This window comes from Desulfoplanes sp. PS50 (assembly GCF_053851535.1).
The window spans coordinates 40,245-54,733 of the sequence record NZ_JBSPZA010000009.1 but is presented as its reverse complement, the minus strand read 5'-3'; the positions used below and the strand labels follow the sequence as shown (position 1 = coordinate 54,733).

General features: G+C 49.2%; 11 protein-coding genes and 1 riboswitch. Of the genes, 9 read left to right on the top strand and 2 right to left on the bottom strand.

Features of this window, described 5'->3' with window-relative positions; genetic code table 11:
* Positions 1-49: 49 nt before the first annotated feature.
* The gene (locus tag ACTVJH_RS05905; protein ID WP_455988447.1) at positions 50-1,507 is read right to left on the bottom strand and encodes a sigma-54-dependent transcriptional regulator; all 1,458 of its coding nucleotides are present in this window, start codon (positions 1,505-1,507) and stop codon (positions 50-52) included.
* A gap of 472 nt (positions 1,508-1,979) precedes the next feature.
* Between ACTVJH_RS05905 and ACTVJH_RS05900 the strand changes: the two genes are divergently transcribed.
* The 5 genes from ACTVJH_RS05900 (at position 1,980) to ACTVJH_RS05880 (ending at position 7,961) form a co-directional block, all read left to right on the top strand.
* Positions 1,980-2,546, top strand: coding sequence for a polysaccharide biosynthesis/export family protein (locus ACTVJH_RS05900; protein ID WP_455988445.1), 567 nt, complete (start codon positions 1,980-1,982; stop codon positions 2,544-2,546).
* Positions 2,547-2,789: 243 nt separating this feature from the next.
* Positions 2,790-3,896 carry a hypothetical protein gene (locus tag ACTVJH_RS05895; RefSeq protein WP_455988443.1) on the top strand — a complete coding sequence of 369 codons (1,107 nt, stop codon included), beginning with the start codon at positions 2,790-2,792 and terminating at the stop codon, positions 3,894-3,896.
* 42 nt (positions 3,897-3,938) lie between these two features.
* Entirely contained in the window at positions 3,939-5,648 is a 1,710-nt protein-coding gene (locus ACTVJH_RS05890) for a GumC family protein (protein WP_455988441.1), read from the top strand.
* A gap of 233 nt (positions 5,649-5,881) precedes the next feature.
* Positions 5,882-6,670, top strand: coding sequence for a polysaccharide biosynthesis tyrosine autokinase (locus ACTVJH_RS05885; RefSeq protein WP_455988439.1), 789 nt, complete (start codon positions 5,882-5,884; stop codon positions 6,668-6,670).
* A gap of 16 nt (positions 6,671-6,686) precedes the next feature.
* A complete protein-coding gene (locus ACTVJH_RS05880; protein WP_455988437.1) occupies positions 6,687-7,961 on the top strand; it encodes an ExeA family protein in 1,275 nt (424 codons plus the stop codon).
* A gap of 18 nt (positions 7,962-7,979) precedes the next feature.
* On the opposite strand, the gene ACTVJH_RS05875 is transcribed toward ACTVJH_RS05880, so the two are convergent.
* Positions 7,980-9,350, bottom strand: a complete 1,371-nt coding sequence (locus ACTVJH_RS05875) for a sigma 54-interacting transcriptional regulator (RefSeq protein ID WP_455988435.1) — start codon at positions 9,348-9,350, stop codon at positions 7,980-7,982.
* Between the two features lie 324 nt (positions 9,351-9,674).
* Positions 9,675-9,759, top strand: a riboswitch (cyclic di-GMP riboswitch).
* A gap of 62 nt (positions 9,760-9,821) precedes the next feature.
* Between ACTVJH_RS05875 and ACTVJH_RS05870 the strand changes: the two genes are divergently transcribed.
* The 4 genes from ACTVJH_RS05870 (at position 9,822) to hypB (ending at position 14,399) form a co-directional block, all read left to right on the top strand.
* Positions 9,822-11,858 (top strand): fibronectin type III domain-containing protein, encoded by a 2,037-nt coding sequence (locus tag ACTVJH_RS05870; protein WP_455988433.1) that lies wholly within the window; start codon positions 9,822-9,824, stop codon positions 11,856-11,858.
* A gap of 250 nt (positions 11,859-12,108) precedes the next feature.
* A complete protein-coding gene (gene amrS / locus ACTVJH_RS05865) occupies positions 12,109-13,122 on the top strand; it encodes an AmmeMemoRadiSam system radical SAM enzyme (protein ID WP_455988431.1) in 1,014 nt (337 codons plus the stop codon).
* Positions 13,123-13,259: 137 nt separating this feature from the next.
* Entirely contained in the window at positions 13,260-13,613 is a 354-nt protein-coding gene (locus ACTVJH_RS05860; protein ID WP_455988429.1) for a hydrogenase maturation nickel metallochaperone HypA/HybF, read from the top strand.
* A gap of 123 nt (positions 13,614-13,736) precedes the next feature.
* Positions 13,737-14,399, top strand: coding sequence for a hydrogenase nickel incorporation protein HypB (gene hypB / locus ACTVJH_RS05855; RefSeq protein WP_455988427.1), 663 nt, complete (start codon positions 13,737-13,739; stop codon positions 14,397-14,399).
* Positions 14,400-14,489 lie beyond the last annotated feature (90 nt).

Genomic DNA, 14,489 nt, shown 5'->3' with positions numbered 1-14,489 from the left:
CGTTTCCGGGCAAAAGGCACGTATCTTTCTCCGCCCGCCACCGGGTATCCTACATGAAAGCCCTGCCATGACGGATATTGAGGTCATGCTTCTTGAAAAGCTCGTACAGACGGGCACGGGAGAGTCCGGAAATGCTGCAGGCCTTGGTGACGTTGCCGGATGAAACCCTGGCAAGGGCACTCAGATAGGAAATTTCAAGCGTTGAGACGGTCTTGTTGCGCACTTCCTTGAGCGTGGGCAGATTTTCCGGCTCCAGATCCGGTAGATAGGCATGTGGGTTGGTGACGTCATCCTCTTTTTCCTGGAGGCAATGGCCATTGCCCTTGCCGGAAAAAGAGGACTTGGCCACGGCTACCCGCACATCAAGAGGAAGATGGTGCGGATAGAGAATTTTTTCATTCAATGCATTGTCAATAGCCGCATACAGCGTGTTGACCAGTTCGCGCACGTTGCCCGGCCATACATACCGGCACAGGACACGCAGCAATTCACGGGAAACCGTTTTTGCGGGGATTTCATACTCATCGCAGATCTCTTCAACATAATGGCCGGTCAGCACGGGGATGTCGTCCTTGCGTTCCCGCAGGGGATGCAGATGCAGACAATGCGCATTGAGTCGGTAATACAGATCTTTCCGAAACGCCCCCTCTTCGACCATCTTCTGCAAATCCTGATTGGTGGCGGCGATGACTCTGAAACTGCTCGAGACCTCGACACTGGATCCAACCGGACGAAACCGTCCTTCCTGCAAAACCCGGAGCATGGATTTCTGAAGGGCCAGGGCGAGCTCAGCGACTTCGTCCAAAAAAATGGTCCCTCCGTCGGCGTTCTTGAACAATCCGACTTTTGTCTCGTGGGCACCTGTAAAGGCTCCCTTGACGTGTCCGAACAGAAGTGACTCCCGCAACTCTCTGGGCAGATTCGTACAGTCCACGACGACCATCCGTCCTTCCCTGCGGTCGCTGTTTTCGTGAATGGCCCGTGCAAAAAGCTCCTTTCCGGTACCGGTTTCCCCGGTTATGATGACGTTTCCTTTGCTCCGGGAAGCTCTGGCCAATTTTTCCAGTGAAGAAAGAAGCTGGCGACTTGTTCCGATGATCTTATCGCGACGAACGGTCTTGTGATTGAGAAACTCCCTTTTCTTTCCCCTGTAATCGAGCGAACGCTTCAGGATATTACGCAATGTGGTCATGGAGATAGGCTTTTCAATATAATCCCAGGCCCCGTTGCGAAGTGCCAGTTCGGCCCCTTCTCCATCTCCATATTGTGTTACAACGACAACCTCCGGAGAAGAGGGTGCCATCTGGAAATGCTTAATCGCCTCGAGCCCGTTACCGTCCGGAAGGATCACATCCAATAAAACGAGATCATAGGCATTCGCCAAGACCTCATCCATCCCCTCTGAAAGGGACCGCATCCCAACATGATGCTCACCCATATGGTTGAGCACACGCCCAAGTGCGTTCAAAAATTCCTGATCATCATCTACAATAAGGAGTCGTGACATAAAAAGGGAATGGTTCTCTGAGGTTAATGAAACGATCCACATCACCCATACATATGATCCATGTTTACTATTATCACAATCCTTAACTAAAGCATGAATCATACCACCAACCATGAGCCCCTGTTTCCGGGTTTGTTAGACAGAACTCCCTGTATAGAGACCAACTATCATGAGCGCGTATGTTCAGTAGCCTATTTTCCACAAACCACTATGCCTTTTAACGTACAGAGATAAAGGACTTCCCGCAAAAAAACCGAATTTTCACCATCCACAAAAAAGATGAACTGCATATAGGTATGTTCCTTGCTGACACGAAGTTTGTCTATCATAGATAGTCTTTTAATCGAAAAAGTCCGTGTTGACGTGTTTTTATCATCAGTTATCGAGATGCCTGTAGGATTTGAAGGCAATTTTTGATGACAAAGACAACAAGACACATCCGTATCCACCTTTGGAATACAAGGAGTTTCCCATGTCCACCCTCCGATTCCTTTTCCCCCTGCTCTGCCTGCTGCTTCTTGCCCTCCCTCAAAACGGACTGACCACGCCTCTGCCCCGATTCGTTCTGGGACCGGAGGATGTCCTGGAAATCTCTGTCTGGAGGGATGAAACCCTGAGCAGAACGGTCATGATCATGCCGGACGGCACGTTTTCCTTTCCTCTCATCGGCGACATCCAGGCCAGTGGACATACAGTGAATGAAGTCCGGGACATGGTTCAGGAAAAAATCAAAAAATTTGTTCCAGACGCTCCCGTAAGCGTGATCATGGAACAGATCAAAAGCCCCAAGGTATATATCGTGGGCAAGGTCAACAAACAGGGTACGTTCACCATGGAGGGCTCCCCCCTGTCGGTTGTCCAGCTTATTGCCCTGGCGGGTGGATTGACCCCTTTTGCAGCAGGTGATGAAATCCATGTACTCAGAAAATCATCCGGGAAACAGATCGCCATCTTCGTAGATTATGACAAGATCACTCAGGGCAGGGAGTTGGAAAAAAATATCATCCTCGAACCGGGAGATACCGTTGTTGTCCCATAATAGCATATAAAGGCTGTGACAATTCATTTTGCGGAAGATGTCACAGCCTTTAATGAAATATAATCACGTAGTGACAAGGTGCCAGGTATGAAAAAAACAATATTCTCTTATGTACTGGTCACAATTACAGCTACTTTACTAAATGTATATCCATCATTTGCTTTCAAAAACAAGATAATACCATCTATCAGCGTAAAAGAAACGTATGACAGCAAAGTGGGATATACCGAAGATGAAGATTTTGTGCATTCAATAATTCCCGGGATGATATATGATGCGACCACGGAAAGATCCAAGGCGCACTTCACGGGAGTTGTCGATTATTCATGGTACTCGAAGGAAAGTTCCTATGACGGATTCGATCAGGACTATCTGCTCGATCTATCCCATAATGCTACGGATCGGTTTTCTCTGGGCATGAAATCCAATTTTACCTATGACAGTAATTCCAAACGCTCATTTGAAGAGACCGGGGAAAACCTTCACGCTGCAGATCGAATTCTCTATACTGTCTCCCCCTTTTGCACCTATGATCTCGACGAACTCACCGAGATGCGTCTGAGCTATAGAATCAACGAATCCGATTATCAGGGATATAGCCACGACGACACCTACAGCGACAGCAGGACGCACAGCTTTGGAGCAAGCGTTGAACGAAAATTGACGGAACTGCTGAGCCTGGGAGTGACCGCGAGTGCCGATCTGCGGTCCTATGACAAGGAAGGGGGCAAGAATCACGAAGATCAATACAAACTTTCGGCACTGACCCGGTATCGCTTGTCCGAACGCACCACCGTGAGATTCAGTGTTTCCGGCAATCAATTTTACGAAAACGAAGTCAATGACGACAGCGATACATCCAGATCGATCAATGTCTCAGCAGGTATCAACCATACCATAAGCGAGCGGCTCATCGTTGATGTATTTATCGGCACTGGGGACCAGACAACATTTGATGAAAGCGGGACTCTGGGTCTTGACGTGACCTGGAAGGGAGAAACCTGGAAAGTGGCTGGAGGGTACAAAAAGGATATTACATCCGGGGCACGGGGGTATGATCTGAAACGGGACAAAGTCCATGCCATGGCCGAATATCTTCTAAGTGAACGATGGCGCTGCGGCTTCCAGGGGGTTTATGTCTATTCCGATCAGACGGACAGTGACGATGATGACGAGGAAAAATATACATATTATAGCATGGAACCATACTTGCAGTATGAAGTTTTCGAGAATTCCTTTATCAAAACAGGGTATAATTATGGTGTATATATGGACCGAGACGAAAACCAAAACATAACTCGTAACCAGATATATATCATGTATACAATGATGTTTCCGTACGAAAATTAATTTTCCCCAATCGATCATTCTGAAATCAATGGTGAACACATTATGGACAACATGAAAAATTTTAAAAAAATTCTTGTTCGAAGAAAATGGTATTTTGTGATCCCGATGATTTCAGTTCTCATCATTTCCGTAGTCACGGCATTCATCATTCCTCCCAAGTACAAATCAAAGGCAACCATTCTCATTGAAACACAGGTTGTTCCCGAGGATCTTGTGCGGACCACGATCACCGGACTCGTGGAGGCCAGACTCCACTCCCTGTCACAACGGGTGCTCAGTGTTCCAAACCTCTCCCGAATCATCACGAAGTATGATTTGTACAGGGATATCCGTGACAACCATACCAATCAGGAACTTGTAGAAAAACTGCGTCAGGAGATCGAATTGACCCCCATTACAACCAAATGGGGCAACAAAAAAGATCAGGTTGCCATAACGGCCTTTGAGGTCGGATTCGAGGGCAAGGACCCTACCACCGTTGCCAAGGTTACCAACGAACTGACATCCATATTTCTGGAAGCCAACCTTCATGACAGAGAGGCCAAGGCTCAAACCACGGTCGATTTCCTGACCAGGCAGCAAAAATCTCTCAGGCAGGAGATTATAGACAAGGAAACCGCCATGGCCATGTTCAAAAACAACCACCCCACAGAACTTCCGGAAATGCTTCAGAGCAATCGCAACACAATGGAACGACTTTCCCAGCAAATAGAACTCAAGGCGAGCGAACTGCGCAGACTCACCGGCCACAAAGCGTTGCTCGAAAGCCAATTGACGACCATTCCTCCCTACACCTTTGACGAGGCTTCGGACACGGACCTCGAAACACTCAAACGACGCTATACAGCTCTCAAGGCGACCCTGTCAGAACAGCATCCGGACATGCTCATGCTCAAAAACAAGATAGAGGCCCTTGAAAAGGGTTCAATCGGCTTTGAGAGCATGGCGGACCTCCAGGCAGAACGCAACGAACTCACGACACAGAAAACGATTCTCAAAAAACGATATTCAGACCTGCATCCGGACCTGATCGCCCTGAATAAAAAAATTGAAACCCTTGAGCTCAAAATGGCCAATCACCAGGAACCTGGTTCATCTGCGACCAAAGCTCGGGTTCACCCCAACAACCCGGTTTATATCAATATCCGCCATCAGATTCAGCAGACAGACATCGACATCAGGGAGGGAAAAAAAGAACTTGGGGCCTTGAAAAAAAACTACGCTCAATATGTAAAACGCATTGAAAACACCCCCAAAATCGAGCAGGAATACAAATCACTCATCCGGGGCTACACCAATGCCCAGCAACAATTTGAAACCACTTCGGAACGCCTCATGGTTGCTGAACAGGCCCTCATGCTCGAAGAAGATCAGATGGCGGAAAAAATGACCATCATCTCACCGCCATTCATCCCTGAACAACCTGCCAGCCCCAATCGCCTGGGCATCCTCTTTTTGGGGTGCGCCCTGGCGCTGGGCAGCGGAATGGGCATGGTCGCCATGGCTGAAAACATGGATCTTGTTGTCCACGACCCCCAGGAGCTGGCCAAGCTGGCCGGCCAACCGGTCATAGCAGTCATTCCCATGATCACCACGGCCCGGGAAAAAATGCTCAAGAAAATGAGATTGATAGCGATCCCCTCAAGCGTGGTCATGCTCCTGGTCATCGGTGTCGTTTCCGTCCACTTTTTCTATCGTCCGCTTGATGTCTTGTGGGTCGAATTGAGCCGGAAAGTGTCCATCATGTTCTAATGCGGCCAAGCCGCAGTTTTAGGTTTTTGGTTTTACGTTTTACGTTCAGGCGGTTATAAAATTTTCTTGTTTTTTATGACAGACTTTCACGAGTAAGGTACTCATGCACAAAATTGAAGAAACGGGGGAAGCGTTTACCAACACCTTGTAATTTCTCAATTATTTGAAATTTTTTACATGCATATCCAACATCTCCCCGGGGAGAACACCCATCCTCAACCAACGAGTCCGCCATGAGCAAAATCGCAAAAGCCCTGGAAAAAGCAAAAAGCAGCCAATTCTCCCGTGAGATTTCGCAGCCATCTTTTTTTGAACGGGAAGAAAAACCCGCGCAGAACGAACCCATTGTTTACACGCACACCCGGGTGAGTTCCATCTGCCCGCGGGATCTAGAAAAGTTCAGGGTCATGACCGCCATCCAGGACACCGAGGTCATCGATTATTACGGTCTCCTCCGTACCCAGGTGATGGCTCGGACAAAAAAAAGAGGCCTGAATACCCTGATGGTCACCAGTTCAACCCCGCGAGAAGGCAAAACCACCACAGCCATCAACCTGGCCATAAGTATTGCCCGACATGCTCAGCAAACATCTCTGCTCGTGGATCTCGACCTTCGAAACCCTGACATCAGCACCTATCTGGGGCTTAAGGAACAAATCGGTCTCACGGATTATCTGATCGGCGATCATCCTTTGAACACGGTTCTGGTCCACCCTGAAGACATGAAAGATATTGTCGTGCTTCCGGCCGGTCGTTGTACCACTGAATCCACGGAACTGCTCAGTACTCCGAAAATGCAATCTCTGGTACGGGAACTCAAGAACAGATATTCGGACAGGTATGTCATTTTCGACTGCCCCCCTCTGGTGGACAATCCCGACGCCCTTATTTTTTCTTCCTATGTCGACGCCATCATTCTGGTAGTCGAGGAAGGCAGGGCCCCGAAAAACAAAATCCAGAAAGCCATGGAAATGCTCAACGGAAAAGAACTTGTCGGTCTGGTCATGAACAAGGCATCTTAGACTGACGGAAACTCATATGTATACAGAATTCTACGGATTCAGCTCCAAACCGTTTTCCATCGTCCCCAATCCGGACTGTCTGTACATGACGTCCAAGCATCAGCTGGCCCTGACTTATCTGCAATACGGCATTTCAGAGAATCTTGGATTCATCCTGCTCACCGGAGACATCGGTACGGGCAAGACCACCCTCATCCGTCATATCCTCCGTCAAATCGGGACAAACATGGAAGTGGCGGTCATTTTCAACACCCAGATCTCGCCCAGCCAGCTCATCGAGATGATCCTCTCGGAATTCGAGCTGCAAGCTGAATCGGACAATAAATCAAAAAATCTCGATATACTGAATGATTTTCTCATTGCCCGGTACATGGAGAACCGCAAGGTCATCATCATCATTGACGAGGCCCAGAACCTGTCAAGGGAAGTTCTCGAAGAAGTTCGCATGCTCTCCAACCTTCAGAGCGAGTCCCAGATGCTCGTGCAGGTCATGCTTGTCGGACAACCCGAACTCAAGGTGAAAATCAAAAGTCCGGAACTGGCTCAATTAACTCAACGTATTGCCGTCAACTATCATTTGGGGCCCCTCTCTCGGGAGGAAACTGTCCAATACATTGAGTTCAGACTTCACAAAGCCGATGGAGATCCGGAATTATTCACCCCTGAATCCATGGACATAATCCATGAATACTCGGCAGGTGTGCCCCGATCCATCAACCTTCTTTGCGATGCAGCACTGGTCTATGGCTTTGCCGATGAACTCACACGCATCGAAGCGTCGATTATCGAACAGGTTGTAGCCGATAAGGGAGGTATCGGTGTCGCCGCCCCAAAGGGTCAACCAGAAGAACAATCCGGCAGGGACATCCAGGTAGATCCGGCAGGGACACATCGCCTGAACACCCTTGAAGAGCAGGTGGAAAAACTTTCTCTTCAGATTCAATGGCAGATTCGCGAACTTGAAGACAGGGCGACATCTTTCAAGGACAGTCTGATCACCTCCCTGAAAGAGCAAATCGTCCAGGAACGCTCGAGAACCGACATGGCCGAGGCCAAATATCTCAAGGTCAAGGAAAGCTATCTGATTCTCAAACGGGAATTGCTGAATATTACAAACCAACCGGAAATCACACATCGCCCACCACGACCCACCACGTCTGCACTCCCCTCTGAAACTCTCCCCCCCCCTCAAACGCATCTCTCCCATCCCACAGGCTGGCAATGGTGTATGGGTTCTGCCTGCATGTTTGTCATGGCCATCGCCGGAATCATCTTCTTCAGAACGTATTGAGAACCTTCCATCATTGAATCAGCGGTGGATACGCCACCCCTGATGGGTAATGCCGAATTTCTTGATCTTGTAATTGAGGGCCCGGGGACTGACCCCCAGACTTCTTGCCGCATTTTTTTGCACCCAATTGTTTTCGCGAAGCGCTTGGAGGATCATTTCACGTTCCTGATGAACCAAAGAGAAGTTTTCCGGCTTGTCACCGGGAGAAACCGAGGGAAAGGATTGGCGCATCGGCACAGGAGAACTTTCCGAAAGCGCGATGTTTTCCATCCGGATATGCTCGGAATCCTCCAGAATGGCGGCCCGTTCGATGACGTTTTTGAGCTGCCTGAGATTACCGGGCCACGAATATCCCATAAAGGCATCCATGACTGCGGGTGAAAATCCGAAAATCTTTTTTTTCAGATCACGAACAATTTTCTCGAGCATGAATTCAGAAAGCGGGATAATGCACTCTGTGCGGTCCCGCAGGGGGGGAAGATGAATCCGTAACACATTGAGTCGGTAATACAGATCCTGACGAAAACTTCCCATGTGGATCAATTCTTCGAGATCACGATTCGTGGCAGCAATAATCCGGACATCCGAACTGAAGGTTCTGTTTCCCCCCAATCGCTCGAAACGTTTCTCTTCGAGTACCCGTAAAAACTTGGCCTGGAGTGCTGGATCCATTTCACCGATTTCGTCCAGAAAAACCGTACCCCCGTTTCCCTGTTCCAGTCTGCCCACACGCATCTTGTCGGCCCCGGTAAAGGCTCCTTTTTCATGGCCGAACAATTCGCTTTCAAGCAGGGTTTCCGGGATGTTGGCACAATTGATGGTGATAAACGAGTTCTTTCTTCTTATACTGTTGAAATGCACGGAACCTGACAGAAAACTTTTTCCGGTTCCGGTTTCTCCGGTCATGAGGATGGTCGCGTCGGTTACTGCAAATTTCTTGAGTGTGGTCATTACACTGCGCATGTTCGGACTTTTTGCAATTATCTTATTGAAATCATATATAAATCCCTGATCATGTCTGAGGTAATCGATTTCATCCTTGAGTTTTCTGTGTTCCAGGGCCCGGGTCACAACCAGCCTGATTTTTTCCCCGGACGTGGGTACAACCACAAAATCAAAGGCCCCCTCCTTGACAGCGGCAACAATGATATCCGGTTCGAGCCGCGTGCCGAGAACAATGATCGGCGTATGTGGGATCAGTCCACGGGTCTTTACAAGCATCTCGATATCAGGCTGCTGACGATCCTGAAAACAGATAATCACCACCTCGTACCCATGGGTTTTCAAGACTTTCGTACAGGCATCCATGGATCCGGGGTAATCGATCGCATGTTCTCTTTCCAGCCCCTGTCGCAAAAACGCTTCCTGCTGACCTGCGGGATCTATCACCAATACGCTCCCCATTATCCCTCGCTTGAGCTGAGCTCCCAATCGGTTGCTGAATCATACCGAACATTGTTTGTAAACGAATGGCTCACATCACAGGGCTGTTGCAAAAATCAGGCTAAAAATAATCCAACCCCCTCTCCACTTACATGCAGCGTTACGCCTTGGTAACCCGCCCTCGTAATTCTGATTCGAAATCCGGTTCATCGACTCAATTACCCATGGGTGAAAATTTTAAAAAAAATATTATATATCAGTATAATATACCACAAATCATCTCTGTCATTCAATCCCGTACCACATTTGGTCCAGGCTTTGCTTTAGGGGACCCAGAAAGGGCAAACCATTCGAAAGATTGGGACGCAAAGCTACCGCCTACATTCATCACGAACAAGGCAGTGGAGCTGCCAGGGCAGATCAGGTGTACAATGACCAGCTGCATCTCCCGGGCAAACATCATTTTAGGAGGCAGTCATGTCATCACGTCGTACAACACCCCTGATTCTCATCTTTTTCTGGATGTTCTGTGTATTACAATCAATGTCAGTCAGTGCAGCTACAATTACGCTCAGTTGGACTCCCAACAGCGAGGAAACACTGGCCGGGTATCGTGTTCACTACGGTACCCAAAGCCGTGATTATCAAAGCATCGATGATGTCGGCAATATCACCCGCTACGTCATCGATGATCTGGGCGAAGGAGAGACCTATTTCTTCGCCGCTACCGCGTATGATCTCTATGGAAATGAAAGTACGTATTCACAAGAAGTGAGCTACACGGTCCCGGTTGCCCAGACTCCGGACCCGGAACCGACGCCCGATCCGATCCCGGCAGGCAGTTTCACGATGGAAACCGGGGAAATTGACGTGGACCACAACTGGACCAGGATTCAATTGAGCCGGAATTTTTCCGACCCCATCGTCATTGCCAACATCCTGGGTTTTGCAGGAGACCATCCTTCTGTCGTGCGTGTGCGCAACGTGGATTCCTCGGGATTTGAAATCCGTGTCCAGGAGTGGGATTATCTTGATGGCGTTCACAAAAGCGAACAGATCGGCTACCTGGTGCTCGAACGCGGCTCCCATGTTCTTGCTGATGGCTCCACCGTTCTTGCCGACAGCTTTACAACCAGTGAAACCACATCCCTCAAGCCGGTGAGATTTGGTACGGAACTCTCCTCCACCCCTGTCGTTGCCACAAGCATTGTCAGCGTTGCAGACGGTGCAGCTGTCACCGGAAGAATGGATAATGTCACCAGTGTCGGATTCGAATACATGATGCAGGAAGAAGAAAATGCCGACCAGATCCATCAAACCGAAACCGTCATGTATATAGCCTGGGAAGAATCACAGGGAACATGCGGAGACATTTCCTTTGAGGTCAAGAATTCCTACAATCTCTTTGGAGACGGGTTTCAAACCCAGTATATGGATACCGCATTCACCGTCCCCCCGGTTCTTGTAGCGGATATGCAGACCTGCATCGGCAGCAACCCGGCAACGCTCAGATATACGGAAAAAACCAACGTCTCCTTTGAACTTCTGGTCCATGAAGAACAATCCAAAGACAGCGAAATGGACCATTACGGCGAATATGTCGGGTACATGGCCTTTAGCGCAGGTTCGGTCAGCCTGGAATCACCGGATCAGGGTGCAGACGAAAATGATGAAGAAACACCTGCAGATCCGACCAATCCTGACGAAGGGACCAGTGACCCTCAGACCATGAACCTGGAACTGGGCGAAGTTTCTGCTGATCATACATGGACATCAATCCGCTTTGCCAAGACCTATACAGATCCTGTTGTCGTCGCTTCAGGCGTATCCTTTGTAGGTGACCATCCCTCCGTAATCAGAATCCGAAATCTCTCACCCCAGGGGTGTGAGATCAGGGTCCAGGAATGGGATTATCTCGATGGCAGGCACAAGGTCGAAACCCTGGGATACATTGTGGCCGAGCGCGGCACCCATGTCTTACAGGATGGTACGATGATCAGCGCGGGAAGCACGGACATTCAGGTCAGCAATGAGTTCATCAGCGTTGCCTTTGATAATTCCCTGTCCACGGTTCCCGTTGTCCTTGCAGGTATTACATCAACGAATGACGAGGCCTCTGCTGCCACGAGAATCCAGAACATCTCCACAACCGGGTTTGAAACCAGCATCCAGGAACAGGAAAAGAGTGATCAGCAACATGCACCAGAAACCGTCTCCTACATCGCATGGGAACCATCATCCGGGATCATTGATCAGAAGACCTTTGAAGTGGGAACTACGGGCAGTACCATCGACAGTACCTTCTCCCCCTTTCTCTTTGATTCGTCGTTTGATCAGACACCGGCCCTTGTCACAACCATGCAGACAGCACGAGGGGACAACCCCTGCACCGTACGCTACGATCAACTCACACCCCACCAGGTCGAGATGATGATCGAGGAGGAACAATCTGCAGATCACGAAATGGATCACCTCCATGAAAATGTCGGATACATCGCATTTGACACAAACTAGGTGATCGAGGATCTCCTTACCAACAAGGTCCTTCAGGGTAGATTCCCTGAAGGACCTTTTTTTATCAAAAAAATGGGCTCGTATCGTCAGGACATTTATTCCACAACACTCTGGAAGATACCGGGATTGAGATAGGGGCCAAAATCGATTTTCAGATCAGACTGGACACAAGAATGAAGATACGGATATGTTGAATCCCGTTTAAAAACCCTTCACCATTTTGCCGTGACTGTTCGGCATGGAGGTCATCATGCAGGAAGCCGTACTTTACGAAAAAAAAGAAGAAAACAAGGTCCGATGCGGGTTGTGTGCCCACAGATGTGTTATCAAGGATACTCATCGCGGGATTTGCGGGGTGCGGGAAAACCGGGACGGCAAGCTCATGTCCCTTGTCTACGGGAAAATCATTGCCGAACATGTCGATCCCATTGAAAAAAAACCGCTTTTCCATTACCTGCCCGGCACAAAGGCCTTTTCCATCGGAACCGTGGGATGTAATTTTCATTGCAAACACTGCCAGAACGCAGACATTTCCCAATATCCCCAGGAACATGAAGGGGCGATCATCGGCCATTCTCGCACCCCCAGGCAAATTGTGGACAGGGCCCTTGAGTCCGGATGCGCATCCATCGCCTATACCTACAATGAACCGACCGTATTCATGGAATTTGCCCATGACACCGCGGAGTTGGCCGCCAAACAGGGGCTCGGCAACGTTTTTGTCAGCAACGGATACATGACCCGAGAGGCAGCCGAGTATATCGCTCCGTTCCTTGATGCCATCAATATCGATATCAAGGGGTTTTCAGAATCTTTTTATCTGGACGTGTGCAAGGCAAGGCTTGCCCCGGTTTTGGAAACAGTCAGCACCATGCGTGAGCTGGGAATCTGGACAGAGGTGACCACTCTGATCATCCCGGGCTACAACGACAGCGACAAGGAACTGGAACAGATTGCCGATTTCATCGTCTCTGTGGATCCGTATATCCCCTGGCACGTAACCAGATTTTATCCCGCCTATCTGATGAGCGATATCGCGCCCACCCCGACCGCCACGCTCCAAAAAGCCAGGGATATCGGTCGTTCCAAAGGGCTGGTCTATGTTTATGAAGGAAACATTCCGGGTGGCGGCGATGAAAATACCTATTGCCCCGAGTGCGGGGCCCTTTGCGTGGAGAGGTCGGGTTTCGGCATTGTTGCCAATTCAATCACCGATGGCAGATGTCCCGTTTGCAAGGCCAAACTTCACGGCGTTCTCATTTGAAACTTACGAACCTATCATACAGTCAAAGAATGCGCCTTCAAAAGGTGTATAAGGGTTTCCGGGCAAAAAAGGCTTGTTTCTCAGGCAAAAAATAACTATCCCTGCCCTGTTTATCAATTTCATCCACGGAGTCTGTCATGCATGAACTTTCTATTGCCGAAGGGTTGTTGGGCATTATCAAGGAAGAGATGGCCAAGAACAATGTAACCAAGTTGTTATCCATCAAAATCGTTCACGGGCAGATGGCGTCCGTGGTACCCGAGGCGTTGGACATGGCCTTCAAGGCACTGACCGTGGACACACCTATGGAAGGGGTCAATCTGGAAATGAAAGAAATCCCGACCAGAGTTCGTTGCCGGGACTGCAAATGCGAATTTTCGCCGGTTGAGGATGATATCTACCTCATGACCTGTCCCGAATGCGGCACGGAGTTTGGGCACGAGATCCTCAGCGGCAGAGAGTTGTATATAGATAGCATCGAGGCTGAATAACCATACAGATTGTACCTTTCGGAGACGGTTACTGTGAGATGAATCACGTGTCTCAAGCCGGCCGTCATCCAACTCACGAATCATCATCTTTTTTCAGATTATCAAGGCAAGGAGATCATTTTCATGGAAATACCCGTCATCAGAAACATTCTAGAAGCCAACGATCGCATTTCCGAACAATTACGAAACATGTTCCGGCAGATGCACATTCTGACGCTCAATCTCATGAGCTCACCTGGATCGGGTAAAACCACGCTTCTTGAAAGGACACTCACCGACCTTAAAAAAGAGTTCATGATGGCGGTCATTGAAGGTGATGTCATGACCTCCAATGATGCCAAGCGGGTTGCCGCAACCGGGGCCCAGGCCCTGCAGATCAACACGGACGGCGGCTGTCATCTGGACAGCTCCATGGTCTTGCAGGCATGTAATCAGATGAAGCTCGACGATACAGATATCCTGTTCGTGGAAAATGTCGGCAACCTCGTCTGCCCGGCCGAATTCGAAGTGGGAGAAGACTACAAGGTGACCATTTTAAGCGTCACTGAAGGCGACGACAAGCCGGAGAAATACCCGCTCATGTTCGCGGAATCCAAGGTGATGATTCTCAACAAGATCGACCTGCTCCCGTACGTGGATTTCAGTCTGGAACGGGCAACCAAGTTCGCCAGACAGTTGAACAAGGATATCCAGGTCTTTTGTCTGTCCGCACGGACAGGAGAAGGCATGGAATCCTGGTATGACTGGCTTCGCCAGGAAGTTGCAGCCAAGAAAAAAGCGAAATAGGCTGTTATACATTCATTCCAACAGGGTTTTGTTCAAAAGGGTTCGAGTGCAAGATGCAGGGACAAACCGGGACCAAAGCGTATGTCATCA